Genomic DNA, 23212 nt, shown 5'->3' with positions numbered 1-23212 from the left:
ATAAGAGGATATGATGTCTAAAAAAACATCTTTTTTACATATTAGTAGATAAGATGCGGAGACCCTTTATTATAATATATTTTTAATGAAATATGTAATAGGAGTATTTGTCCGGAAGAAGTTGTTTTTTCCCTTTTTTGAAATATTCTTTGTAATACACTTCGTAATTTTTTTAACAGAAATGGAAGTGTTTTATATATGTTTGTAATATCGGAAAAATGATCCAGATCATATAGAAAATCTAATTGAGAAAAAGACCTATTATAAGACTGTAGATATGCATAAAGTTCATTTCTTACATTAGAAGTGTTCCAAGAAAATTGAGCAAATTCTTTTTTATGAAAAGTCTCTTTATGAATTCCTAAAAGATAGAAACCTCCATCATAAGAAGGACCAATCGCAGAGTGTCCTTTTTGTATAGCCTCAACTGCTTTTAGAAGATGGGTCTTACTAAGATTAGGTGTGTCATTTCCCAATGTAATTACCGCATGATACCCTTTTTTATAAATATCACTGATTGCATTCGAAAAGCGTTCTCCAAAACCAGTACCGGATTGTTGTTGTTCGTTATATACAAAATAATCTAATCCTGTTTTTTTGACTAAAGTAATCGTTCTAGAAGTAAGATCTGATTGTAATGAACTATTCTTTAGAAAAGGTTTTCTTTTAATTTCCTCTTCTTGCGAAAGTGCAAAAACTAGAATTGCAATATTTTTTTTATTACAGATCAAAAAGGTGCTTTAAGGTATTAATTGTCATACTCAGTCAAGATAAAGAAATAAAACTTACAAAAGAATGTGGATTATTTTTTTAATGTATTTCTTTTATGAGTTACCTAAATCGTAAAAGTAATTCCCTAAATGAAAAGGTCATCTCACTCGATATGTATTGAGAATCGTCATTCAACTAGATACTTTTGAAAAAAAACAATCATGAAGGTATACTCAATTATTTTATCCGTTTTTAGTATTTGTATTCTATTTTTTGGTTTCAAAAAGGGCGAAGTTTCTGATGACCAGAAGATTACTGATGATCCAAGTAATGAACAGATTACAGAAGAAATTAAAATTAAGGAAGGAATACGTTTTCAGAATCTTACGTTATTTATGATTACAGGTGAAGAAAAAATATCTGGTGATATTTATAAAACCTTATCTGAAGGAATGAATACAAGGGAAGTGACGGTAAAAGAAACAGGAAATGTAAATCAATTGCTATTGGATAATAATAGCGATGATTATATATTTATTCATTCTGGAGATATTGTAAAAGGAGGAAAACAGGATAGAACAATAAGTTATGATGTAATTATTCCTCCAAAAGCGAAGAATGTAGAATTACAAAGTTTTTGTGTAGAACAAGGTAGATGGAGACAACGTGGTAATGAAACTCTTTCTTCTTTTGCGTCTAATACCAAAATGTTATCATCTAGAGAATTAAAACTTGCTGCAAGACACGAAAAAAATCAGAGTAAGGTTTGGGGAAAAGTAGCGGAACAGAAGGATCGTTTAAATGATAATCTTTCCAGAAAAAATGGAAAAATGGTAAATGTAGCCAATAACGCATCCAATACGAGCTTGCAATTAGCGCTAGAGAGTGACGAATTGGATAGTGCAAAAAAAGAATATTACAATAAGTTTAAGGATTTACTAACAACGGACAATACGATTGGATATGCATACGCAATCAACGGTAAAGTTTATGCAGTAGAGATCTATAATAATCAACGTCTTTTTAAGAATTTGTGGGATAAAATATTAGAATCGATTATTGTCGAAGCTATTAGCGAACAAAATGATAAGGATTATGAGGCTTGTACAGTAAAAGATGTAACGAAGTTTATGGATGAAATTAAAACTGAAAATAAAGGTGAGGTTAAAAACGTTAATAAAACAACCAATTTCAGAACCGTTCAGAATAACAAAGGGAATATAATTTTTACTACGGAAGATACTGATAAGAAAAGGTGGATCCATAAAAGTTATATGAAAAATGAAAAGACAAATGCTGTTCAATCTAAAGAAGATTTTCCTTACAGAAGAATACAACAGCGCAATCGTTAGGTGTTTAGTTGTATTGAAGTTTGGATTGAAAAATAGCAATAGCTTTTATAAAAATTTTGTATAATTCACCGCAACCATTAGGTAAGAGTTTCATCTATGAAATAACATATAACTTTAATCATGAAAAATATACTTGTCCTTCTTTTAATCGGAGTTACAATTTTGAGCTGTTCGAATGATGATGATGTTGCAAACCCAACTAATTGTGATTTTACAACTTTGGTAGATGCTTCAGAATATGCGGATGCGCCTTCAGATCAAGTAACCATTAATAGTGTAGCAATAGCTGATAATTGTTTAAAAGTCAATTTTGGTGCATCGGGTTGTGATGGAAATACTTGGGAACTAAAATTAATTGATTCCGAGAGTGTATTTGAATCCAATCCGCCACAAAGAAATTTAAGATTGTCATTGAAAAATGAAGAAGCTTGTCAAGCTTTTATTACCCAAGAATTGGATTTCGATATTTCGAATCTACAAGTTGAAGGGAATCAAGTCTTGCTAAATATTACAAATTCTGACCAAACTGTTTTATACGAATACTAGAAGATTTTAAAGCAATTTTAGCATTAGTTGATACTAATATTCACTTTGTGTCATTTGCAATCGGTTATGGTAATTGTATAACTACTGTCATGCGTTTTTCCTTCATCGAGTTTTTGGATCCCTTCTTTTTCTTCGATGTTTTGGGTGGTATCTTCTACGTCAGCATATCCTAACCAAGGTTCTATACAGACATAAGGAGCTTTGGGTTTTGCCCATATACCAAGATCGGGAAAATCCTTTAAATTCATAGAAAGTACTGCCCCTTTTTCTTTATGAACAAGAGTGGCCTTTTCTGCTTTGATGTTCTTAAAAATAAGTGCGTCATTATCAAAAAGAGAATCGGTAAGCCAGATTTTGTGATCTTCTATGACAGATATAGTTTGATTACTAATCAATCCATTTGATGTAAGTACATAACAATCAGTATTGTTCATTTTTTCTAATAAAATATAATAATCTTCATAGTTTTCTGACGAGTGTATAGGACAATTGAAAGCTGGATGTCCTCCAACTGAAAAAAACATGGGTTGCGAACCGTTATTATTTATACTATGCGAAATTATGATTTGATCGTTGACAAGTTCAAAACTCATGACGAAATCAAATGTAAACGGATAACTATTCAGTGTTTCTTCTGAAGTAGATAGCGAAAATGAAACTTTAGTAGGATTGTTTTGCGTTCCTATTACATTTTTGTTGTGTCGGATAAATCCGTGTTTTGGTAAAGAATAACTTTTCTTTTTATAAGTATATGTTCCATTTTTTAATCCTCCAACGATAGGAAACAGCACAGGAGCCCGACTTGCCCATATAGTAGGATCACCTTGCCATAAAAATTCTTTATTATCTTTTTTGGTTTTGATACTTGTTAATTCTGCTCCAATACTATCAATACTAACAATTAGGTGGTCGTTTTCTATAGTGTGAATCATATAGGTATTATGTTGGTTAATGGTTATTACAAAAGTAAAGAAAGAAGTTACTTCGATATATGAATCTATAGAAAAGGTTCTAAAAAACCTATTAATTTTGTTCCATCCGAACTCCATCGGATTCCATGACCGCTTGGTACTCTAATCTCATATACATATTCGTGTTGATAATGATAAAAGATATTCCACCAAGTTTTATTTTCTATAATTTCTAGAATACGTTTTCTTACTTTTTCTTCTTTCTGAGTAGGGTTACCTTTTATCTCTCCCCAAAAATTATCAGTAGATCTTCCGATATGTTTTTCCCAAGCTCTGGGAGCTATACAGATTTGATGATTAAAAGGAGTAAAACAACTGGCTAGTAATGTTTCTTTTAATGGCGGAATCGCCTCTTCATTCTGTAACGTGGCTGAGGTACATCGTTGACCAATAAGCAATAAAAGATGCTCAAAAGGTGTGTTTTCAATAATCGCTGCCCAATCTTTTGGAGTTGTGTTGTTTTCAGCAAGAATTGTTTTAAAATTCTTGAACGCTTCGGATAGTGAAGATGTTATTTCTTCATCAAAATGGGGGAGTGGATGTTTATCTGGAATTCCAAACTCATGATAATGTTCCAGATTTTTGGAGAAAACCTGTAGATGTTCTTCTTGTAAAAAATCAGCATAGCGTTCCTTCCAGGAATCTGAAAGGAACTGTTTGCTGTTTTGTAAAATTGAAAATAAATTCATTTTTGTTTCTAAATTCTTTTAGGCTTCCCACCAAAGTGTTTTTTTATATAATGGAAATTCTATGTTTTCTCCTTCTACTTTTCTACGAAGAATTGTTTTACATTGGTTACGATATTTTCCACGTAAATATCGACGATATTCCCAAGAATTACTTTTCCACCAGATTTTGGCACTTTTGGTTCTCTTTTTCCTTTTATGACTTGTTTTGTAATTATAAAATTTCTTGTTGTCATAAGATTTCATCTGTATTAATTTTTAAATTAAAAACTTAATACAGGGTTCCTTTTTTAATTTGCATTTTTATTTTTTAATCAATTGTTATATTTACTTATTTCTATTTCTTCTCTTTACTCTCCAAGGAGCATTGATACTAAAATCTCCCGCCATAATAGAACCATATGGCATCACTTCGTCTATTACTGCACCCAATCCAAATTCCTCCATTTGATTTCGTACAGCTTTGGCATTTTTATAAGCACTTGGCAATTCAGAAATATCGATTTCTTTAGAGAAAAAACGTACATCTAAACCTTCTGTTTCAATGGCAAAGATTTCTTCATTAGTCTGTCCTTCTTTGTTTCTTTTATGTTGTGTTCTACTTAAGTTTCTACCAGCTCCGTGAGGTGCAAATCCAAGATTATTCTCAGTGGTTGCTCCTTCGACAATTAATATAGGTTCTGCCATATTTAGCGGAATTAATCTTGGACCTGTGATATCTGGCATAAACTTTTTATCTAATGGTGTTGCTCCTTTTGCATGATAGAATAAGTCACCTTCTTTAAAGACAAAGTTATGTTCGTTCCAATATCTATCTTCTGCTTCTAGATCTAACGCTTTCAAAGTTGCATCATGAATCACTTCATGATTTAATTTTGTCCATTTTCTGATCGTTTGCAATGCGGACCAATAGGTTTTTCCTTCTTCGGTATCAAAAGGAATCCAAGCATTTTGCTTTAAGGTATCCGGAGATAAATCTCTTCTGAACTTATCGGCGATATGCATTCCTTTTTTATACAATCTGGCTCCAATACCTCTGGATCCGTGATGTGTGATCATCATGGTATTTCCAGTTTTGGTAGAAGTTCCTACAAACAGAAAATGATTTCCATCTCCTTGCGTTCCTAGATGTTCCCTAGCCATACTAATATCTTTATCTTCTCTAAGAAAGAAGTTAGATTTAAATTCTGCTAACAATTCATCGGTCAGCTGATATTGATGTCCTCTTGGCCTTCCGCCAGGTCCAAAATGAGTACTAGCATGTGCAGCATCTAATACTTTTTTAGGATCCATTTTACCAAAATCAGTTAACATCACAGAACAGCAGATATCTGCGCTATGCATTCCTGGATGAATTGCATTTTTAGCAACGACAACACCACCCACAGGGATAGTGCCTTTTGGGCCAGATGGACATGCATCCGGCATCACGGCACCGTTTATAATGGTAGGAGTTTTCATCAATTCCTTCATGGAGTCCGTTACTTTGGTAACATTATCTTGCTCTAACTCGTTCTCTGCTTTAATATTAATTTTAAAGCCTATAGCAGTTTTATGTAACTCCTGGATAGGAGGCATTTTATATTGTTCTAAATAGGTATGCATTGCTTCATCAGCTAATTGATGGGTGTTGATATGTTCAATAGCTTCTGGGAACCATTTACCAGATCTAAATCCTAAATCAATCAATGTCTTTCCGGTAATGTTAATTTTATTTTTCATTTTATTTCTAATTAATGAAGCAAAGATGAGGTTGTATTACGCAATAGTTTTGCGTAGTGTAATTAATAATCAAAAAAAATCCTCAAAAGAAATATAACCAATTGAGGATTTAGATACTATTAAACTAGATATTTTTTACTGCCTAACAAAAACCTTTAAATCATCACTTTTTTTCATCGCATAAGAAAGTGATTTGTCACTAAATGATTTTTCGGGTTTGTAATTGCTTAGTGATAACACATTAGGTAGTTTCATACCCCAAGATCCAGATTTTTTGCTTTCTCCTGGAACAACCACAACAACATGACCATATGTTTCTGAAGTGTCAATGATTAGTGCTAAACCACCTCTATTGGTATGCTCTAATGCTTGGTCTATAGTCTGCTGAGTTACAGTTCCTAATTGTAACCAATTCTTAGATCGCTCTGCAATAGGACGAATACTGTCATATATAACATATCCCGATTTTTGATCCTTAAATTCTGTTACTTCAAAAACTTCGGTAATCGTTTTGGAGATACTATTTCTGCAATCATTTCGTTCCGTAGCTGCTTTTTTGCACATGATAAAATTCTCTACTTCTTTGTCCAGATCAATATTAGCTGGTTTAACTACCGAAGATGTTTGATAATTATTATTTTTCTTTTCTGCTTCTTTTTCTTGATTATCATCAGTGGATTCTATTTTATTCTCAGTATCCAAAGTTTTTTCTTTTTGCTCGTCTTTACAGGCGAATAGACAAATAACGAGAAGTAATAGAGGGATTATTTTTTTCATGTTGTTTAATTTTAGTGATGTAATGATAGGTGATTTTTTATTAGGTTCAAAGTTATTTTTATGCTCAATATCCGGTTGTGTAACATTAAATAATAATTTTAAATATTAAAATGTAGGGTTTTTCTGGAGTTGACTGTTTATAGTATAAAAAATGGCTATAAGGAAGAATATGAGTTAATTCTCGTTTTTTCATAAGCGACAAGTCAGTCGTCAGTGATTACTTTTTTAATGCAGAAAACCAGGATCCCGGCCTGGTTTTCTTTTTTTTAGCTATTCTTAAATTTCTTAGCTATATCTGTTTAAAGTAAATAACTTTTGCAATTAGCTATGCGGTAATTCTAAGTTCACGATATAATGGATCTTTTTCGATCATCGTTAACAATTGTTTTTTGACATCAAATTTCTTTTTTCGAGTATATCCCTCAGTATACCCAGTGATTTTAGAAATTTCTTTGGCAGATTTTCCTTCAAAATAAAGAAGCATTAAATTCTTATTATCACTACTTAATTTCTGAAAATGTTTTCGGTATAAATGCTCACGTTCTTGGTTTTCGATATCCTTGATTACGGATTCGGTTACATATTCTGCACTTATAAATTTTGTCTCATCATGAACTACCTTATGTTTATTGCGCAATCGAGTTCTCCAAGTGTTTTTGCAAATCCCATAAAAATAGGTTGTTAATGGAACGTTTATTTCTAAAGTTCCAGATTTTAGTTTTTGATACAATACTACTAACGCGTCCTGAAAAACATCTTCTACATCCTGCATATTACCATCATTTCGTAAAATATACCCTTGGATATATCTTACATTATCTCGATAGAAAACTTTTAATGTCCGTTGATCTCCCTTAATGATTCCGGATATTATTGCCTGATCTGTATTCATTTTTCCCATTACTTTTTTTGTTTATACCGTTCGATTTTGATTAGAATACTTAAATAGAATTTTACTTTTTTTTGATGGTACAAACATAAATTTACTGGAGCGGAAGTCCTTACAGATTTCCGTAATCAGAGGGAATTTTTTTAAAAAAAATGAAAGAAATATTTCTCGATGATCTTATTTGAATTTTGTTTTCGAAGTATAGTAAGTAATTCCAGTTTTCATTGGAATGAAAAGTTCTTTTGTAGTACTTTTTGATTTGTCATTCTGGCGAAAGCCAGAATCCAAAGTATAAGAAAAGGTTATAAATTAAATAAGGTTGAAGAACACTATAATAACCCCAAATCTTTTACAATTGCAACTAGATGTGTGGTGTTTTTTGCTTTAAAATCATCAAAGAGTTTACTCACTCTTTTGTCAATAGTACTTTCGCTGTTTGGTGATATTTTTTCTTTTTTTAATTTCTGTACAATTTCTTTTTTAGTAAAACCGAGTGCAAGTTCTTCTAATAACATAATATCGAAATCATCTAAGTTGATAATATTATCAGTATTAGCATCCGTTACTTCAGACGGAAGAACAGTCTCACCCTTATATACACCTTGTATACAGTTTACTAAATCTTTTATTGCATGTTGGCCTTTGCACACATAGCCATTGATATCTAGTTTTTGGAATAGCATATTTATCTTATCAGGTCTGCTTTCTTGTGAGTATACGATTACATTAATGGTAGGGTCTATTTTTCGAATATCTTGTATGAGTTCTATACCAGAAGTTCTGGTTTGTACTTTGTGATCTTCTTTAAAAGAAAGATCAGTTATCAGTAACTCAAAAGGAGTATTTTCTTGGTGCGCTTTTCTAAATTTGATATACGCATCATCGCAATACTTTGCTTCTTCGATATCTGGGATACCTACTTGGTCATTGAGTACTTTTACGATACCTTGATTGGCAATTTCATAATCTTCTGCTACCAATACTTTTGTAAACATATTTGATCCTTTTTAACACGGGATTTTAATCTCAGCTTTAAAGCTTTTGTTTTTTTCTATGTCAAAGATAATAGTTCCGTTTATAGTTTGATTACGTTTTTCCGTATTGTAGGCTATTCTCGTGTGATTTTATCAGAAAATGGATTCTGGTCTGCACCAGAATGAGAATGGAAATATTTAGATAAGGTGTTTGTCATTTTATTATACATAAAAATCTATAGTATATTGATAATGTGATGCTTATTCCTTAGTTAGGAATAACAATTTCCGCTTTAAAGCCTTTGCTTTTTTCTGAGTCAAAGACAATAGTTCCGTTGATAGCCAGCATTCGCTTTTCTGTATTACGGAGTCCATTTTTTGATTTTATATCCTCTTTTTGGATACCAACTCCATTATCAGAGTACTTAATAAGCAGTTTGTTTTTTTCGTTTTTAAAAACAATAGCGACTAAATCCGCTTGACTATGTTTTTGCATATTGGTCATCAACTCTTGTAAAACTCGATATATAGTAATTTTTAAATTTTTATCTACAGTATCCCAACTAATTTTATCAATACCCCTTAGAACAAGTTTAATATTATTTTTGGTGTAATTGGTTAACATATCGGTTAACTCCTCTAAGTAGGTTTCATTTACCTCGAATTCGCTATTTTCTCTAGAGATGTCTCTGGCTTTGGTATAGGCGGTATTGAGTTTTTTGGTGATCTGTGGATCGTGTGGATCGTTTTGATATTGCATCATTACCTGAAAAATATCATTACCTATTTCATCGTGTAACCGTTTAGAAATACGGGTTTCGGTTTCATAAGCTGCTTGGAACTCTACAATTTTGTTTTGTTGTGCTAAATATTTGGTTCGCTGCCGCGAGAAATAGATGATAAATCCAATGAATGTAGCAAGTAGTAAAATCCCAAGAAGATAAACAGTGTTTTGGTTTTGTACTTCCTGAATTTCTTCACTTTTCTGTTGGTTTTCTTTTTCTAAATTTTCACTTTCGAATCGGATTCTGGCGAATTTATCTCTAAAAAGATTGTCTCTTTTGGTGAGACTATCATTTAGTTTGATATACTCCATCGCGTATTTTCTTCCTTGTTCTGGTGGAGAAACTTGCGCTAATAAATTATAAGCTTGTAGGAGTTCTGTATTTTCATTAACTAATAGAGAAGCATCTTTTACCTTTGATCCATAAAGTATAGCAAGACTATCATTGTTATTGGATTTGTAGTATTCCGCATAATGTAAGTTATTTGTAATAATTCCCTTAATATCATTAACGCTATTTCTGATTTTATATGCTTTATTTAACAGATATAGTGCACTATCACTTTGTTTGCCTGAAAGGAACTTTACATATCCAAGGTTATCTAATAGTAAAGAGTGTGTGTTTGGATTTTTTTTTAAGAAATCTGAGTATTCCAGGCCTTTGTTAAAGGATTCTTCTGCTTCCTTATATTTTCTATTATTTTTATGAACAACACCTATGTTATTATAAGACTGTACAACATAAAACGTTTCTTTTTTTGTTCTTCTAGAATATTCAACTGCTTTTTCATAATAATTAATCGCGTCTTTGTATTGACTCAATTGTTTTGCTATTATTCCCAAATTATTATAGGATAGAGGTAAATAAGATTCATTTTTTGAAAGCAAAAATTTTTTGATTGCTCTAATAGTAAGATCTTCGCTTTGGCTATAATCTTTCACTTTTTTAGATAATTTAGCTAAATCGATTAGGATTTTTCCATGAGCAAAAGCATATGACTCAGGATTTCTTTTATTTACTTTATCAAAATTTCTATAAATCCTGTCAGCTTCTAAAAAGTTCTTATACGAACTATCAAGTGATATTGTTCTGAAATAGATACCAATATTACCGTAAGATTTTGCCATCGTTAAGGAATCTGATAATTTTTTAGAAATTCGAAGTGCTTTATAATTAATTTGTTTATAGTCCTCATATTCTTTAAAAGAATAATATGAATAAGAAATTTTATGTAATAATTTAATTTTTTCATTATTGTCAGGTAGCTTATTGGTTAGTTCGAATGCTTCCTGGAGATAATATTTTTTTTCTTCTAATGACTTTGATGTGTTTTCTGAATCTTTAATTAGATTATGAACAATATCGTTATTCAATGATTCTTTATCTTTAAAAGTTTCTTCATTTTTGTTACAGTTTATAAAAACGGTTACAAAGCAAATTAGTAAAGATGTTAACTTCAAAAGTCTCATACTAGTACAAATAGGAGAACGAATTTAAATATTTTATTTGATTATAATCTATAACGAAATAGGGTTTGTTAAAGACAAACCCTATTGAGAAAGCTTTTTGCAATTATAAAACTACAAATCACCTGGTTTTACGTCTTCTTCCTCACCGTCCTCAGTAAAAGAAGTTTTCTCTACTTGCTCAACTCCAACTTCTTCATTGATAGAAGGAGGGTCGCAAGAAACGAAGTTTAGACCTAATAATACGGCTAATAGTAAAAATCTTAAAGTTTTCATGTTGTTAGTTGTTTGATATTCCAATTGTTGGGGTACGCCCATAGGTTGCAACCCCAGTTGGTATGTGCCCACATACCTAGTACCTATGGGAAATGATCAATAAGGTGGGAAAGTGATCCTAGTGCAGTTGCGATACCTTACTTTCCCCTTTTCAGGTAGTGGCAAACTGCAGTTTGGATGGGTTTTGTCTTCGATGGAGTTTGTCTAAATACTTAGACATCTTTTCGGCTACGATTAGACTGATTGTTTAGCTCAGACTGATGTAGATCGGTAGACAAAACGAGTTTTGTAACCTTTTTTTAATAAGCGTCATAGAAATGTATACCTGGATACGTTCGATATATGAATGTTGTTATCTAACAATAAGTGTCTGATATCATCTGCCTTGTGGGTCTATTAGTTTGTCGATTAGCCATTAGCTTATCGTGAGTACTATGTGAACACTTTAAGATTTTGATACCTTTTTTGATTTGTCAATGAAGACAAATCTGCTTATCGAGAGCTTACAACATCTAAACTATATGCGAAGTAAAGCTGTCTGTTACTAGCACCTCACGAATGTGCATACTAGTTAAATTGAACTCTTTTTCCAGTACTGTTGTACCGTTTGCATTTGGCATTTTTACTGGAGTAGCATTAACAACCGAAGTGTGTAACCCTAATCCGTCGAAGCCTGCAAATGCATCGGCTAACAGATAATTTCTGATCTCCTGCTCCTTTTTAGAAAATTGATTAAACTTCATTGTTTTATTTTTTTGTTGTTAATTAATTGAAACTCTTTTTTTCGAATATACCCTGCATTATTACAGGATTTTACTTCTAAAGTTTCTTATTGTTTTGTTATTTATAGTACAAATGTCTGTGAGTAGTACGCATTCTTTTTGCGTAGTAAAAAATATTTATTATTTTTTCTAAAATATTTTTACATGGCTTCTAATAAAAATGCTTTAATACGATATAAAACGATTGATCAATGTTTGCGCAATACCTTTAGGAGGTGGGTGTTGGATGATCTTATCGAGGCATGTTCTGATGCATTATATGAATATGAAGGAAAAGATGTGTATGTAAGTAAGCGTACGGTGCAATTAGATATACAGATGATGCGTAGTGATAAATTAGGATATAATGCTCCTATAGAAGTGTATCAACGCAAATTTTACCGATATGCAGAAGAGGATTATAGTATTATGAATATCCCGGTGACAGATCATGATATTAAAATAATGAACGAGTCCATCCAGATATTACGTCAGTTTAAAGATTTTTCGCTGTTTAAGGAGATGAATGGAGTTATCGAACGGTTAGAAGATTCTGTATATGCAAATGAAAAAGACAACATACCTATTATTCATCTCGAAAAGAATGATCAGCTTAAAGGGTTAGAACATATCGATAGATTGTATCATGCAATACAGAATAAGCAGGTTCTAAAAATGGTGTATAAATCCTTTAAGGCTAGAAATGAAAGTGAAATTCTTATTCATCCACAATTATTAAAGGAATTTAATAATCGATGGTTTTTATTAGCGTTGGGCAATAAAGGAAAGCTCTTGACTACTTTTGCATTGGATAGGATTGTTAGTATTCATAATTCTGAAGAAGACATTGTTTATATAGATCAACATATTGATGGTGATGTATATTATAAGGATGTAATAGGAGTGACGGTTTCAGAAAATGTAGTGCCAGAGCTTGTAAAGTTTAAGATAGACAATAGAAATGCTCCTTATGTAATTACCAAACCATTTCATACATCTCAGGAAACAATATCAAAAGATGAACTAGGTACGACTTTTACGATTAAGGTTCAGATTAATTTTGAGTTAGAACGTGTGATATTGGGTTTTGGTGATACGATAGAGGTGTTAGCACCAGATCGATTACGTACCAGAATTCATGGAAAGCTAAAAAGAGCTTTGGACAGGTATGAATAATAATTAATAATTATTGATATAACTTTTTTACCAGTTTTCCGATACTAAGTCCTTGTACGAGTATTGAAAAGAATACAACTACATAGGTGATATATAGTATCACTTCTGAAGAAGGGTTGTCTGTTAAACTTAGCGCCAAAGCTAGCGAAATGCCACCTCGTAATCCTCCCCAAGTTAGTATAGAAACAGTTTTTATGGGGCTCATCTCAGTATGCTTTAGTAATGAATAAGGAAGTAATACAGAAATAAATCTTGAAAAAAGCACTATAAAAATTGCGATAATTCCTAAGGTTAGATGTCCTACATCAAATTTTAATAGGTGTATGGCTAAACCGATCAGAACAAACAGGATGCCATTAAAAACATCATCGAGTACTTCCCATATATCATTGATCAGTTTTCTTGTTGGACCTTGATTGGATGCCACATTTAATTTGTTACCAATTAACATTCCTGCAACTACCATAGCTAATGGTCCTGATACATGGATCAAAGATGCTAATGCATATCCACCCATTACAGTTGCCAGACTGATCATGACTGATAATTGTGGATTTTCTTTTACGGATTTTATACTCTGATATCCTATAAATCCTAAAAGAGCTCCATAGACGATTCCACCAATAGCTTCTTCTACAAATAATTCACCAATTTCTGCGGTTACAGAACCTTCTCCATGATGTTCTCCCATTCCAGTGAGAATTAATATTCCAGAAAATACAACTACACCGATACCATCATTAAACAAGGATTCTCCTTCAATTTTTATTCCTAAGCTTTTGGCAATATTTGCTTTTTTAAGAATGGCCATCACAGCAATTGGATCGGTAGGCGATATCAATGCGCCAAATAGCAAAGCATCTAAAAAAGGTAATTGAATATTAATTAATTGCGCAGCACCAAAAGTCAACCCACCTACCAAAAATGTAGAAATCAAAACTCCCAACGTTGCAAATAAGATGATGGGCCATTTTTCTTTTTTTAGTTCCTCAATATTTACGTGTAAGGCTCCTGCAAACAAAAGGAAGCTTAAAATCCCATCTAATAACAAACTCCTAAAATCAGAATTAGCAACAATATCACAAAAGAACTGATAGAAGTCAGGAACAATATTTTTACTTAATGTAATGATTACAACAGTTACTAAACTCAATAGCATCAGAGCAATTGTAGCAGGCATTTTTAACCATTTGTAGTTTATAAAACTAAAAAAAGCAGCAATCGAAAAAATAATACTGAAGGATTGTAACATGGTTCTTAAGATTATAATTTACGTATAAGTTTTTAAACATAGTGATTCTATAAAACCTTCTGTATTGCATAACAGAAGGGCTTTGGGATTTTTCAAGCAGATGCTAAATAAGTTTCACATCCGTTATGATTTCTAAAAGAGCTGGACCATTATGATCTCTTAGTTTTTCTAATGCGGGAATTAGTTCTTCTTTTTTAGTCACTTTGATACCCAAAGCACCGCAATTTTCAGCATATTTAGCAAAACTTACATTATGTAATGAAGTTTGCCAGACATCTAATTCGGCGGCTTTTTGTTCTTTAGAAATTTTTCCTAATTCGGAGTTGTTGAGCAATACATGTTTGATATTCATATTGTATTTCACCAACGTCATCATTTCTGCTAAATATTGACCAAAACCACCATCTCCAGAAACTGACCAAATGGGTCTTTCTTTTCCTTTGGCAGCCCAAGCTCCCATAGCAGCAGGTAACGAAAATCCAATGGAACCTAGATATCCGGACATTAATATAGATTGATTTTTAGGTTCGAAATAACGTCCGAATGAGTAGGTGTTGTTTCCAACATCTACAGCAATTACTGCATTTTCTGGAGTGACTTTATTCATTGCCTCGAATACTGCAATAGAACTTATTCCATTATCACCTTGATCTTTTAATCGATTCGCTTTTTCTTCTTTCCAAATATCCCAACGTTCAGCAATTTCTGATCTTCTATCGATAGTATCAATGTTGTTTTCTGTTTGTTCCTCTATGAGAGATAGTGTTTCCGAAATTTCTCCCCAAAGCGCAGCATCTATTTTATGAAACTTACTTAATGCTGTTGGATCATAATCTACCTGAATAATTGGTTTCTTAGGAGTGATTCCTGTATGATTAGAGAATGAAGCTCCAAATACAATCAATAAATCACTTTCGTTCATAAACCAGGAAGCAATAGGAGTTCCACTACGACCTAATACTCCGCAACCCAATTCATGATCATCAGGAATAAGTCCTTTCCCTTTAAAGGTTGTAATTACTGGACATTTTAGCTTATCCGCAAAAGTTGTAATGGCTTTCATATGAAACCTTGCTCCATGACCAACAATAATAGCAGGCTTTTTTGATTCTGAAATCATCGAAACTGCTTTTGCAACCATTTGCTTTGGAGGTGAAATATTCATCGGAGTTATTCTTCCTTCAGGAGTTTGTGCTTCTTCGCCTATAGTTTTTGGCATAAAAGCCACTTCATCTGGGAAAGTAATATGTGATACATTTCTATTGAGTATTGCACTTTTTATGGCTAAACTCATTAATTCACTATGTTTAGAATTCTGTTGGACAGAATGATTAAAATCAGCAACAGTTTGGAATGCCTTGACCAAATCTACTTCCTGAAAAGCACCGGTACCCATCACTTGGGTATTTACTTGTCCGGAAAATGCTAATAAAGGGGCTCTATCTACCTTAGCATCCCACATACCTGTAAACATATTAGTGGAACCAGGTCCTGCAATACCAAAACATACAGCTGGTTTGCCCATTAATTTTCCATAAGCCGAAGCAGCAAAGGCGGCAGCGCCTTCATGACGAATACCAAAATATTGTAACTTTCCTTGTTTTTCTAATCGCATCATAGCATCTGCAACTCCAAGGTTAGAATGACCTACCATTCCAAAAACGGTATCAACATTCCAGTTAACCATAGTTTGTATCATAACATCAGAAATAGTATCCTGATGTTTAGGTTCTTCTGGAATACCAACTAAGATTGCATTCCCATCTTCTTTTACCTCAAAAGTGGTAACTCCATCATCATAACCTCCTGGAGGCAGTCCTGTACAAGGGTCAAAATCCCAACCGTGCCAAGGACATCGTAACAAACCATTCTCTATAGAGCCTTCTCCTAGAGGACCTCCTTGATGTGGACATTTATTATCTAAAGCAGAAAATTTACCATTATAATGAGTGAGACAAACACCTTGGTGACCAGCGGTAACAGTTTGTACCCTTCCTTCTGGGAGTCTATCTTTATTATCTAGTACTTTATACCAAACAGTTTCTTTTTTTGAAGTCATGATTGCTTTTTAAGATGTTAGAATTTGTTGTGATATTGATCTTGTCTTATTTTTACAGCCCTAAATGAGTATATAATTAAGGCTATTAAACCTAACAGGGCGCTGGTAATTCCGGCAATAGTAATATAAATGGTAGCATTGAAATCGGTATCAATACTCTTATAAATTCCTGAAACTAATGCAGAAATCACAAAACTTGCAACAGCAATATATAAGAAAACCATAGCGCTATTTAGTAGCTTAAGTTGTCTTAACTTTCGCTCAATCAATTGTTCTTTTATTATATCTTCTGTAATCAATGTTTTAATCTCTGTACTGAGATTAACCAAAAGATTAGAGGTAGATAATATCAATAGTCCAATCCCAGGAATAATAGTAGCAGGTAGATACCAATGTTCCATAGGTTCTAATTTTTATAAGTAGAAATAGCTTCTTTGAAGAAAGTAACTCCTTTTTCTTCATCAATGCCAGAAATTGGTAAAACCGCTCCTTTAAAACCTTCATTTTTCCATTCACCTAATGATAAAGGTCCAAACGTAGCGGTATCTAAACTATCGTGACCTTTATACCCACTGATATAGAAATAATAGTTATTATGGGTGCTATCAGGAATTGCCATTCCTAATCCAATAGCAACACCAGCTTTATCTTCTAATTGAGCAAATGCTCCCGAATCGAAATGATGTGGCCATATCCGAATATCAGATTCGAGTGACGAAGTATTTAATGTTTTTTCTAGTACTTTATGTGCTAAGGTTCGATTTTGTAATAGCTCCTGAAGTATACTATCAGAAGGTTTTTCGAAAACGTAGTCATCCGTTAATGTATCGTAAGGAAGTTCATAGTGTAGTTTGTAAGTATAAGGGGTTTTGATTCCTAACGAAGTAGTTAATGATTCTAACCAGTTAAGAATTTCTCTATGTGTTTTTTTATCTAATAAAAGGCTTAGTCTAACCGTATTATTAGCAACCCAATGGAGCGCAAAATTTAGATAATCAAAAGTTATCTTACATCCTCTATCGTTTAAAGGCCAGGTTTCTAGATATCCTTTTTCTTTATTAAACCCTAAGTTCGTATGACTGTCATCGTCTTTTTTTGGTAAAAAGCTTATACTTGCTGTAGCTAAATATTGAGCTGCTAGATGTATTTGATTAGACATAATTATTTTATTTTTTTTAAAGTATTATGATTTATAATACTCCGGCGTAGTTAATTCCAGTTAATTTATGCATATCCCGATCAAAAGTTGATAAATCATCATGATTGAATTTTGAAACATCATCGTACCCACAAGCTCTAGCAACAACTTTAATTAAGTTATTAGTTGCATCAAAATAGTTATGTAATTGCTTTGCCGAAGATTCTATAATCAATCTGCTTCTTAAAGATTCTTTTTGCGTTGCGATACCTACTGGACAGTTGTTACTTCCGCATGCACGCATCCCTAAACAACCGATAGCTTGTAATGCTGAATTAGATACTGCGATAGCATCAGCGCCAAGCATCATTGCTTTTGCAAAATCCTCTGCGATTCTTAATCCTCCAGTAATAATCAGAGTAACATCTGCAGCACCAACTTTATCAAGATATTTTCTTGCTCTTGCTAAAGCTGGAATTGTAGGTACATTAATATTATCACGTAAAATTGTAGGAGCAGATCCTGTCCCACCACCGCGACCATCTAGGATGATGTAATCTACACCAACGTCCAAAGCAAACTGTATGTCTTTTTCGATATGACTGGCAGCAATTTTAAAACCAATTGGAATTCCACCAGTTCGATCTCGTACTTTTTCTGCAAAAGCTTTGAAATCTTTGACTCCATGAAAATCTGGGAATGTTGCTGGAGAGATAGCAGTTTCTCCTTCATTTAGACCTCTAACACTTGCTATTTCTTTACTCACTTTACTGCCTGGTAAGTGGCCACCTGTACCCGTTTTTGCTCCTTGTCCTCCTTTAAAATGAAATGCTTGTACATTATCTAATTTATCCCAGGAAAAACCAAACTGAGCAGAAGCTAACTCATAAAAATATTTGGTATTGTTTTCTTGTTCCTGTGGTAACATTCCACCTTCTCCAGAACATATTCCTGTGCCTGCCATTTCTGCTCCTCGGGATAAAGCAATTTTGGCTTCTCTAGATAAGGCCCCAAAACTCATATCACTTACAAACAAAGGAATATCAAGTTCTAAAGGCTTTTTTGCTTTGGCTCCAATAACCACTTTAGTAGCTACTTCTTCGTTATCTAATAATGGTCTAGTTGCTAGCTGAGCTGGTAAAAACTGGATGTCACTCCATTTGGGTAATGTATTTCTATCAACTCCCATAGAAGCAGAAAATCCGTGATGTCCAAGATTTTTTAATCCATTTTTAGCAAGCTCTTTAATGTATCCAGTGTATGGTTCTGTATCTTCTGGATGTGTATCTGCATAAGCACCTAAATATTCATCTCTATTAAATGGTTGCGGTTGATCAAGAAGGTAATCATTAATTTCAGATTCATCTACATATAAAGTATCTCCATCAATTTTAGTGCTAAATTTATGTAAAACCTCCTTGTTATTGTATTCAGAAACGCCAGTGTCATATCGGTAATCCCATCCATGGACACCACATATTAAGTTATGGCCATCTACATGTCCATCGGACATCAATGCACCTCTATGTAGGCATCTTCCATAAAGTACAGAAATTTCTTCATCAAACTTGACAATAACAAGATCTAATCCATTTACTAAAGCGTGAGTAGGCTGTTTGTTTTCTAAATTACTGATCTGGGCAATTGCTACAGGTTTTTTCATAAGTGTATGTTAATTTTGAATTGTGTGTTGCTTTGTCGTGTTAAGTATAGAAATAGATTGTGTGTTATAATCTATAATACCTTCTTTGCGTAAAATGCTTAAAGTGTTACTAACTGTTTGTCTAGAAGTATTGGTTAAATTGGCAATGTCTTTATGCGTTAACAGGTTTTTTGCTATTATATTTTTTTCTGTTTGTTCTCCAAACTCTTTGATATAATCTATTACAAACTCTTTGATTCGAGTTGTACTATCTTTATATAATAAATCTTGTAATCGTCTCTCTAGTTTTTTGATTCGTAAACCATATATCTTTAGAACACCGTTTTTAAGAGATTTATGTTTCTCCATAATTTGTTTCATTCTAAAAGATTCTATATAACAGACAATACAATCCTCGAGCGCAATTGCTTGCTCTTCTATATTATCATGTTCATCGTAGAGTGATAACTCGCCAAAGATGTGTCCCTTTTTAACAATGTATTTAACACTATCTGTAGTAGTATCGATAATCTTAACGGTTCCTTTTTTTAGAAAAAAGATACTTTTATGATCATTATTAATTAGTTCAACAGTTGATCCTTTATCGATGTTTTTCATCTCAAGAATTTCACACATTCGCATCATGGTAATTCTACCAAGTTTATTAAATAAATTAAAACCTTCTAGAAACCAATATTTGGTATATGTGTTCAATGAAGTGTGAGTTTAGTTAGTATTGTTAAATGTAAGGATTTTTAATAGTACTCATAATTAATAAATTATGAGAAGTTACTTTAGACGACAATTATAGATTTTTCTTACAGTTTATAAGTAGTTATCGGTTTACCGGAATAGATCGTAAAAGTTTATGAGAATATACTGAAATTAGTACTCCACATTTTTAAATCTTCTCATGACTTTGGATAATCCGATATTATTTCTTCTATCCTCTCTAGGCGTTTTTAAAATTTCTTTTATTACAATCCTTTTTCTTTATATCGCTACTATTTTTAGTAATCGATTAATATCATACCAGTGGCATAACTCCGAAGGAGACGCTTTAATAATACGTTTTTAGAACTGATAGCGAGTAGTTTTTAAAATGAATTGTTAATAGATATGAAGATAAATTAATCTAGAGAAACCAATCTCTAGATTAATTTAATAATGGTATTCCAAATAAATTTATTTATTTCCCAGCATCAGGAATTCGTTACAAACTACTTCGGTAATATACCTTTTGTTTCCTTCGTTATCATCGTAACTGCGAGATGTAAGTTTTCCTTCTATAGCTACTTCTTGTCCCTTATTCACATATTTCTCAATGATTTCTGCGGTTTTACCCCAAGCTACAATATTGTGCCATTGAGTATCGGTAATTTTATCACCAGCTTTATTATAGTAATAGTCGTTAGTAGCGATAGAGAATTTTGCAAGTTTCTTCCCTGAATCAAGATTAACGATTTCTGGTTCTTGTCCTAAGTTTCCTATTAACTGTACTTTGTTTTTTAACGTGTTCATGTTTTTTAATTTTAGTTCCTGTTTTTTTACAGGTAGATGAAACAATTTTTTTGGTATCGATTTTTCTTTTATTTCGACAAGGCAAACATAGATGCAGGTCCAAATAAGATTCGGTTAGGAAGTGTTTATTTTCGGTTGTAAACGTTTGTAGTCGTTTGTTTTTGACTAAAAGATGGTTTTATCGTATTGTGAAATATGATTTTAAAAAGCTATTTTTAAATAATAATTCTAAAACTAATAATGTATCACTGGTTTACTAAATAATAGTCAATGAGAACAAAACAGATAGCAAATCGATTTAGAGAAGTGATATTAAACGGTGTTTGGATAGCTAATACCAATTATAAAGATCAATTATCAAATATAACTTGGGAACAAGCCACTACTAGAGTAGAATCATTAAATACAATTGCATTGCTTACTTTTCATATTAATTATTATATAGAAGGAGTTTTGAATGTGTTAAAGGGGGGAGCTTTGGAAATAAGAGATAAATATAGTTTTGATGCTCCTAAAATAACCTCCGAGGAAGATTGGAAAATATTATTGAACAGCTTATTGGATAATGCAGAAGAATTTGCAAGCCTGATCGATACTATGTCAGACGAAGAATTGGATAATTATTTTGTAGATGAAAAATATGGTACTTATCAGAGAAATATTGAAGCGATGATAGAGCATAGTTATTATCACTTAGGTCAAATTACGTTAATTAAAAAAATGTTGTCTAATGAATGATTCAATCATAGAAATATTAAAAACTATATTCGATAGAGATTTAACAAAATTAAAAACGGAAATAGAATCTTATACTAAAGAAGAACATATATGGATTGAAACACCAGATATAAGTAATTCGGCAGGGAATCTTTGCTTACATCTTGTCGGGAATCTCAATACCTATATTGGTGCAGAATTCGGTAAAACCGGATATATAAGACAAAGAGAACAGGAATTTTCTTTAAAAAATGTTTCTAGAATAGAACTACTATCTATGATAGATGATACGATGAAGATTGTAATGGATTCATTAAATATGATAACTAAAGAAGATTTACAAAAAGAATACCCTAGAATACTTATGGATAAGAACCCTAGTACCCATAGATTTCTGGTGCACTTGGCAACTCATTTAACGTATCATTTAGGTCAAATAAATTATCATAGAAGAATATTAGATGTTTAAATTGATAATAATCTGATACCTGATCTAACTAGAAATGTTAAAAAAGCTATTGAAAATAATACTTATATTGATAATCTTTTTAGGGATTGGTGCTGGGTATCTTTATTTTAGATTACATAATAATATAGATAATATTTTAGAAGCTAAAGATGATTGGAGAAGCGAGGTATTAGAATTTCCATTGATATTTGCTGGAGATTTAGAGTACAATGGAGAAGAACATATACGATTTGCACCAGGTTGGGGAGATACCAATAGTGAAGATTATTTTTCATATGTTTTTTTATGGGTTTTAGAAGAAGATCCAAAATTGAATGCTACGGAACTAGAAAACATTATGGATGTCTATTTTGACGGACTTATGAATACAGGTGCCATCACCAATTTTAGTTTTTTTAAAAATATTCCAGAAACCCAGTCTTCAATACGGCAATTAAATAATCATATGTATAGAGGTTCTATAAAAATGTATGATGAGTTTTTTGCTAAAGATATGACTACCTTAAATGCTGATATCCATTATGAATATTGTACTACTAGAAAACAACATTTTGTATGGTTTTATTTATCACCAAAAGATATGGATCATCTAATTTGGAAACAACTTAAAGAAGTTCAATTAAATATTAAGTGTAGATAACAATTAGTTTGTATTAAGATGCATTTTCGCAAAAACATAATAATTACAAATACGTGAATTCAGAAAAAGAGTTAAAAAAATATTATGAATCATATATCGAAACATTTCCTGACTTAAACTCAGAAGAATTAGAGTTTTTAGAATCATACCTTACAATAGAAACGTATGAAAAGAAAGAATTTCTTTTTAAAAGCGGAGAAGTTCAAAAAGAAGTTGGATTTGTGTGCAAAGGTCTTTTAAGACGTTATTATATTAACGAAAAAGGAAATAAGATAACTACTGGTTTCGTAAGTGAAAATAATTATGCAACAGATTATCCTGCTTTTATTAGGCAAATACCGTCTAAGTATTTTATTGAATGCCTTGAACCATCAGTAATTATAAAGTTACCATATAATAAAATTCAAGAAGGGTATAAAAAGTATAAGACAAGTGAAATGTATGGAAGGCTAATCGCAGAATATGTATTGACCTTTCAGACAGATAGAGTAGAAAGCTTTTTATTCAAAAATGCTGAAGAAAGATATTTAGATTTTATAGAACACAATAAAGATATTATCAATAGGATAAGCTTATCTCATTTATCTACCTATTTGGGAATTGAACGTCAATCATTGAGTAGGATTAGAAGTAAAATTGCGAAAAGATAGTTTTTGTCACATATGTGTCAGGTACATCATTT

At 32.2% G+C, this 23212-nt stretch carries 25 protein-coding genes; 7 read left to right on the top strand and 18 right to left on the bottom strand.

The window, feature by feature from the left end; translation table 11 throughout:
- Positions 1-41: 41 nt before the first annotated feature.
- A complete protein-coding gene (locus tag D1815_RS12955; protein ID WP_118387444.1) occupies positions 42-731 on the bottom strand; it encodes a DUF2064 domain-containing protein in 690 nt (229 codons plus the stop codon).
- 201 nt (positions 732-932) lie between these two features.
- Between D1815_RS12955 and D1815_RS12950 the strand changes: the two genes are divergently transcribed.
- Positions 933-2063: an ARPP-1 family domain-containing protein gene (locus D1815_RS12950; RefSeq protein WP_118387442.1), complete on the top strand. Its 1131-nt coding sequence runs from the start codon at positions 933-935 to the stop codon at positions 2061-2063.
- A 120-nt stretch (positions 2064-2183) separates the two neighbouring features.
- A complete protein-coding gene (locus tag D1815_RS12945; RefSeq protein ID WP_118387440.1) occupies positions 2184-2609 on the top strand; it encodes a hypothetical protein in 426 nt (141 codons plus the stop codon).
- A gap of 50 nt (positions 2610-2659) precedes the next feature.
- On the opposite strand, the gene D1815_RS12940 is transcribed toward D1815_RS12945, so the two are convergent.
- The 10 genes from D1815_RS12940 to D1815_RS12900 all read right to left on the bottom strand — a co-directional run bounded on the left by D1815_RS12940 (position 2660) and on the right by D1815_RS12900 (position 11898).
- Positions 2660-3541, bottom strand: a complete 882-nt coding sequence (locus D1815_RS12940; protein WP_233557618.1) for an aldose 1-epimerase family protein — start codon at positions 3539-3541, stop codon at positions 2660-2662.
- Between the two features lie 65 nt (positions 3542-3606).
- Positions 3607-4269 carry a hypothetical protein gene (locus D1815_RS12935; RefSeq protein WP_118387438.1) on the bottom strand — a complete coding sequence of 221 codons (663 nt, stop codon included), beginning with the start codon at positions 4267-4269 and terminating at the stop codon, positions 3607-3609.
- Between the two features lie 18 nt (positions 4270-4287).
- Positions 4288-4512: a hypothetical protein gene (locus tag D1815_RS12930; RefSeq protein ID WP_027395323.1), complete on the bottom strand. Its 225-nt coding sequence runs from the start codon at positions 4510-4512 to the stop codon at positions 4288-4290.
- Positions 4513-4593: 81 nt separating this feature from the next.
- Positions 4594-5988 carry an RtcB family protein gene (locus D1815_RS12925; protein WP_199726754.1) on the bottom strand — a complete coding sequence of 465 codons (1395 nt, stop codon included), beginning with the start codon at positions 5986-5988 and terminating at the stop codon, positions 4594-4596.
- Positions 5989-6123: 135 nt separating this feature from the next.
- Complete coding sequence (locus D1815_RS12920; RefSeq protein ID WP_118387436.1) at positions 6124-6765, bottom strand: hypothetical protein; 642 nt, start codon at positions 6763-6765, stop codon at positions 6124-6126.
- A 325-nt stretch (positions 6766-7090) separates the two neighbouring features.
- A complete protein-coding gene (locus D1815_RS12915) occupies positions 7091-7666 on the bottom strand; it encodes an RNA polymerase sigma factor (RefSeq protein WP_118387434.1) in 576 nt (191 codons plus the stop codon).
- A gap of 317 nt (positions 7667-7983) precedes the next feature.
- On the bottom strand, positions 7984-8649 hold the full coding sequence (locus tag D1815_RS12910) for a response regulator (protein ID WP_118387432.1): 666 nt from the start codon (positions 8647-8649) through the stop codon (positions 7984-7986).
- A gap of 247 nt (positions 8650-8896) precedes the next feature.
- Complete coding sequence (locus tag D1815_RS12905; protein WP_118387430.1) at positions 8897-10882, bottom strand: tetratricopeptide repeat-containing sensor histidine kinase; 1986 nt, start codon at positions 10880-10882, stop codon at positions 8897-8899.
- Between the two features lie 111 nt (positions 10883-10993).
- The gene (locus D1815_RS23660) at positions 10994-11155 is read right to left on the bottom strand and encodes a hypothetical protein (RefSeq protein WP_158594472.1); all 162 of its coding nucleotides are present in this window, start codon (positions 11153-11155) and stop codon (positions 10994-10996) included.
- A gap of 512 nt (positions 11156-11667) precedes the next feature.
- Positions 11668-11898 (bottom strand): hypothetical protein, encoded by a 231-nt coding sequence (locus D1815_RS12900; RefSeq protein ID WP_118387428.1) that lies wholly within the window; start codon positions 11896-11898, stop codon positions 11668-11670.
- Between the two features lie 183 nt (positions 11899-12081).
- Here D1815_RS12900 and D1815_RS12895 point away from each other — a divergent pair, with 183 nt between their 5' ends.
- On the top strand, positions 12082-13092 hold the full coding sequence (locus tag D1815_RS12895) for a YafY family protein (protein ID WP_118387426.1): 1011 nt from the start codon (positions 12082-12084) through the stop codon (positions 13090-13092).
- A 10-nt stretch (positions 13093-13102) separates the two neighbouring features.
- Here the strand turns inward: D1815_RS12895 and D1815_RS12890 are convergent, their stop codons facing one another.
- The 7 genes from D1815_RS12890 to D1815_RS12860 all read right to left on the bottom strand — a co-directional run bounded on the left by D1815_RS12890 (position 13103) and on the right by D1815_RS12860 (position 20704).
- Entirely contained in the window at positions 13103-14344 is a 1242-nt protein-coding gene (locus tag D1815_RS12890) for a sodium:proton antiporter (protein WP_118387424.1), read from the bottom strand.
- A gap of 103 nt (positions 14345-14447) precedes the next feature.
- Positions 14448-16403: a thiamine pyrophosphate-dependent enzyme gene (locus tag D1815_RS12885; protein WP_118387422.1), complete on the bottom strand. Its 1956-nt coding sequence runs from the start codon at positions 16401-16403 to the stop codon at positions 14448-14450.
- 17 nt (positions 16404-16420) lie between these two features.
- Positions 16421-16804 (bottom strand): DUF2721 domain-containing protein, encoded by a 384-nt coding sequence (locus D1815_RS12880; protein WP_118387420.1) that lies wholly within the window; start codon positions 16802-16804, stop codon positions 16421-16423.
- Between the two features lie 5 nt (positions 16805-16809).
- Entirely contained in the window at positions 16810-17562 is a 753-nt protein-coding gene (locus D1815_RS12875) for a hypothetical protein (protein WP_118387418.1), read from the bottom strand.
- A 31-nt stretch (positions 17563-17593) separates the two neighbouring features.
- Positions 17594-19204 (bottom strand): glutamate synthase-related protein, encoded by a 1611-nt coding sequence (locus tag D1815_RS12870; protein WP_118387416.1) that lies wholly within the window; start codon positions 19202-19204, stop codon positions 17594-17596.
- Between the two features lie 9 nt (positions 19205-19213).
- Positions 19214-19897: a Crp/Fnr family transcriptional regulator gene (locus tag D1815_RS12865; RefSeq protein ID WP_118387414.1), complete on the bottom strand. Its 684-nt coding sequence runs from the start codon at positions 19895-19897 to the stop codon at positions 19214-19216.
- 471 nt (positions 19898-20368) lie between these two features.
- Positions 20369-20704 carry a single-stranded DNA-binding protein gene (locus D1815_RS12860; RefSeq protein ID WP_027395337.1) on the bottom strand — a complete coding sequence of 112 codons (336 nt, stop codon included), beginning with the start codon at positions 20702-20704 and terminating at the stop codon, positions 20369-20371.
- A 270-nt stretch (positions 20705-20974) separates the two neighbouring features.
- Here D1815_RS12860 and D1815_RS12855 point away from each other — a divergent pair, with 270 nt between their 5' ends.
- From D1815_RS12855 to D1815_RS12840, 4 genes are read left to right on the top strand one after another with little or no spacing between them, the layout of a single operon-like run.
- Positions 20975-21442, top strand: coding sequence for a DinB family protein (locus tag D1815_RS12855; protein ID WP_027395338.1), 468 nt, complete (start codon positions 20975-20977; stop codon positions 21440-21442).
- Complete coding sequence (locus D1815_RS12850; protein WP_118387412.1) at positions 21435-21890, top strand: DinB family protein; 456 nt, start codon at positions 21435-21437, stop codon at positions 21888-21890. The genes D1815_RS12855 and D1815_RS12850 overlap by 8 nt, the downstream gene beginning before the upstream one ends.
- Positions 21891-21939: 49 nt before the next feature.
- On the top strand, positions 21940-22530 hold the full coding sequence (locus D1815_RS12845) for a hypothetical protein (RefSeq protein WP_162897364.1): 591 nt from the start codon (positions 21940-21942) through the stop codon (positions 22528-22530).
- A 53-nt stretch (positions 22531-22583) separates the two neighbouring features.
- A complete protein-coding gene (locus D1815_RS12840) occupies positions 22584-23180 on the top strand; it encodes a Crp/Fnr family transcriptional regulator (RefSeq protein WP_118387408.1) in 597 nt (198 codons plus the stop codon).
- The last annotated feature ends 32 nt before the right edge of the window (positions 23181-23212 follow it).

Origin of the sequence: Aquimarina sp. AD1, assembly GCF_003443695.1 — a bacterium.
Lineage (GTDB): Bacteria > Bacteroidota > Bacteroidia > Flavobacteriales > Flavobacteriaceae > Aquimarina > Aquimarina latercula.
The sequence above is the reverse complement of the archived record's forward strand: the minus strand, read 5'-3'. Positions and strand labels throughout refer to the sequence as shown.

What these genes read in the sequence shown, in the direction of transcription:
- D1815_RS12950 (WP_118387442.1), top strand. Translation starts at nt 933, where the DNA reads ATGAAGGTATACTCAATTATTTTATCCGTTTTTAGTATTTGTATTCTA.
- D1815_RS12945 (WP_118387440.1), top strand. Translation starts at nt 2,184, where the DNA reads ATGAAAAATATACTTGTCCTTCTTTTAATCGGAGTTACAATTTTGAGC.
- D1815_RS12940 (WP_233557618.1), bottom strand. Translation starts at nt 3,541, where the DNA reads ATGATTCACACTATAGAAAACGACCACCTAATTGTTAGTATTGATAGT.
- D1815_RS12935 (WP_118387438.1), bottom strand. Translation starts at nt 4,269, where the DNA reads ATGAATTTATTTTCAATTTTACAAAACAGCAAACAGTTCCTTTCAGAT.
- D1815_RS12930 (WP_027395323.1), bottom strand. Translation starts at nt 4,512, where the DNA reads ATGAAATCTTATGACAACAAGAAATTTTATAATTACAAAACAAGTCAT.
- D1815_RS12925 (WP_199726754.1), bottom strand. Translation starts at nt 5,988, where the DNA reads ATGAAAAATAAAATTAACATTACCGGAAAGACATTGATTGATTTAGGA.
- D1815_RS12920 (WP_118387436.1), bottom strand. Translation starts at nt 6,765, where the DNA reads ATGAAAAAAATAATCCCTCTATTACTTCTCGTTATTTGTCTATTCGCC.
- D1815_RS12915 (WP_118387434.1), bottom strand. Translation starts at nt 7,666, where the DNA reads ATGGGAAAAATGAATACAGATCAGGCAATAATATCCGGAATCATTAAG.
- D1815_RS12910 (WP_118387432.1), bottom strand. Translation starts at nt 8,649, where the DNA reads ATGTTTACAAAAGTATTGGTAGCAGAAGATTATGAAATTGCCAATCAA.
- D1815_RS12905 (WP_118387430.1), bottom strand. Translation starts at nt 10,882, where the DNA reads ATGAGACTTTTGAAGTTAACATCTTTACTAATTTGCTTTGTAACCGTT.
- D1815_RS23660 (WP_158594472.1), bottom strand. Translation starts at nt 11,155, where the DNA reads ATGAAAACTTTAAGATTTTTACTATTAGCCGTATTATTAGGTCTAAAC.
- D1815_RS12900 (WP_118387428.1), bottom strand. Translation starts at nt 11,898, where the DNA reads ATGAAGTTTAATCAATTTTCTAAAAAGGAGCAGGAGATCAGAAATTAT.
- D1815_RS12895 (WP_118387426.1), top strand. Translation starts at nt 12,082, where the DNA reads ATGGCTTCTAATAAAAATGCTTTAATACGATATAAAACGATTGATCAA.
- D1815_RS12890 (WP_118387424.1), bottom strand. Translation starts at nt 14,344, where the DNA reads ATGTTACAATCCTTCAGTATTATTTTTTCGATTGCTGCTTTTTTTAGT.
- D1815_RS12885 (WP_118387422.1), bottom strand. Translation starts at nt 16,403, where the DNA reads ATGACTTCAAAAAAAGAAACTGTTTGGTATAAAGTACTAGATAATAAA.
- D1815_RS12880 (WP_118387420.1), bottom strand. Translation starts at nt 16,804, where the DNA reads ATGGAACATTGGTATCTACCTGCTACTATTATTCCTGGGATTGGACTA.
- D1815_RS12875 (WP_118387418.1), bottom strand. Translation starts at nt 17,562, where the DNA reads ATGTCTAATCAAATACATCTAGCAGCTCAATATTTAGCTACAGCAAGT.
- D1815_RS12870 (WP_118387416.1), bottom strand. Translation starts at nt 19,204, where the DNA reads ATGAAAAAACCTGTAGCAATTGCCCAGATCAGTAATTTAGAAAACAAA.
- D1815_RS12860 (WP_027395337.1), bottom strand. Translation starts at nt 20,704, where the DNA reads ATGAACACGTTAAAAAACAAAGTACAGTTAATAGGAAACTTAGGACAA.
- D1815_RS12855 (WP_027395338.1), top strand. Translation starts at nt 20,975, where the DNA reads ATGAGAACAAAACAGATAGCAAATCGATTTAGAGAAGTGATATTAAAC.
- D1815_RS12850 (WP_118387412.1), top strand. Translation starts at nt 21,435, where the DNA reads ATGAATGATTCAATCATAGAAATATTAAAAACTATATTCGATAGAGAT.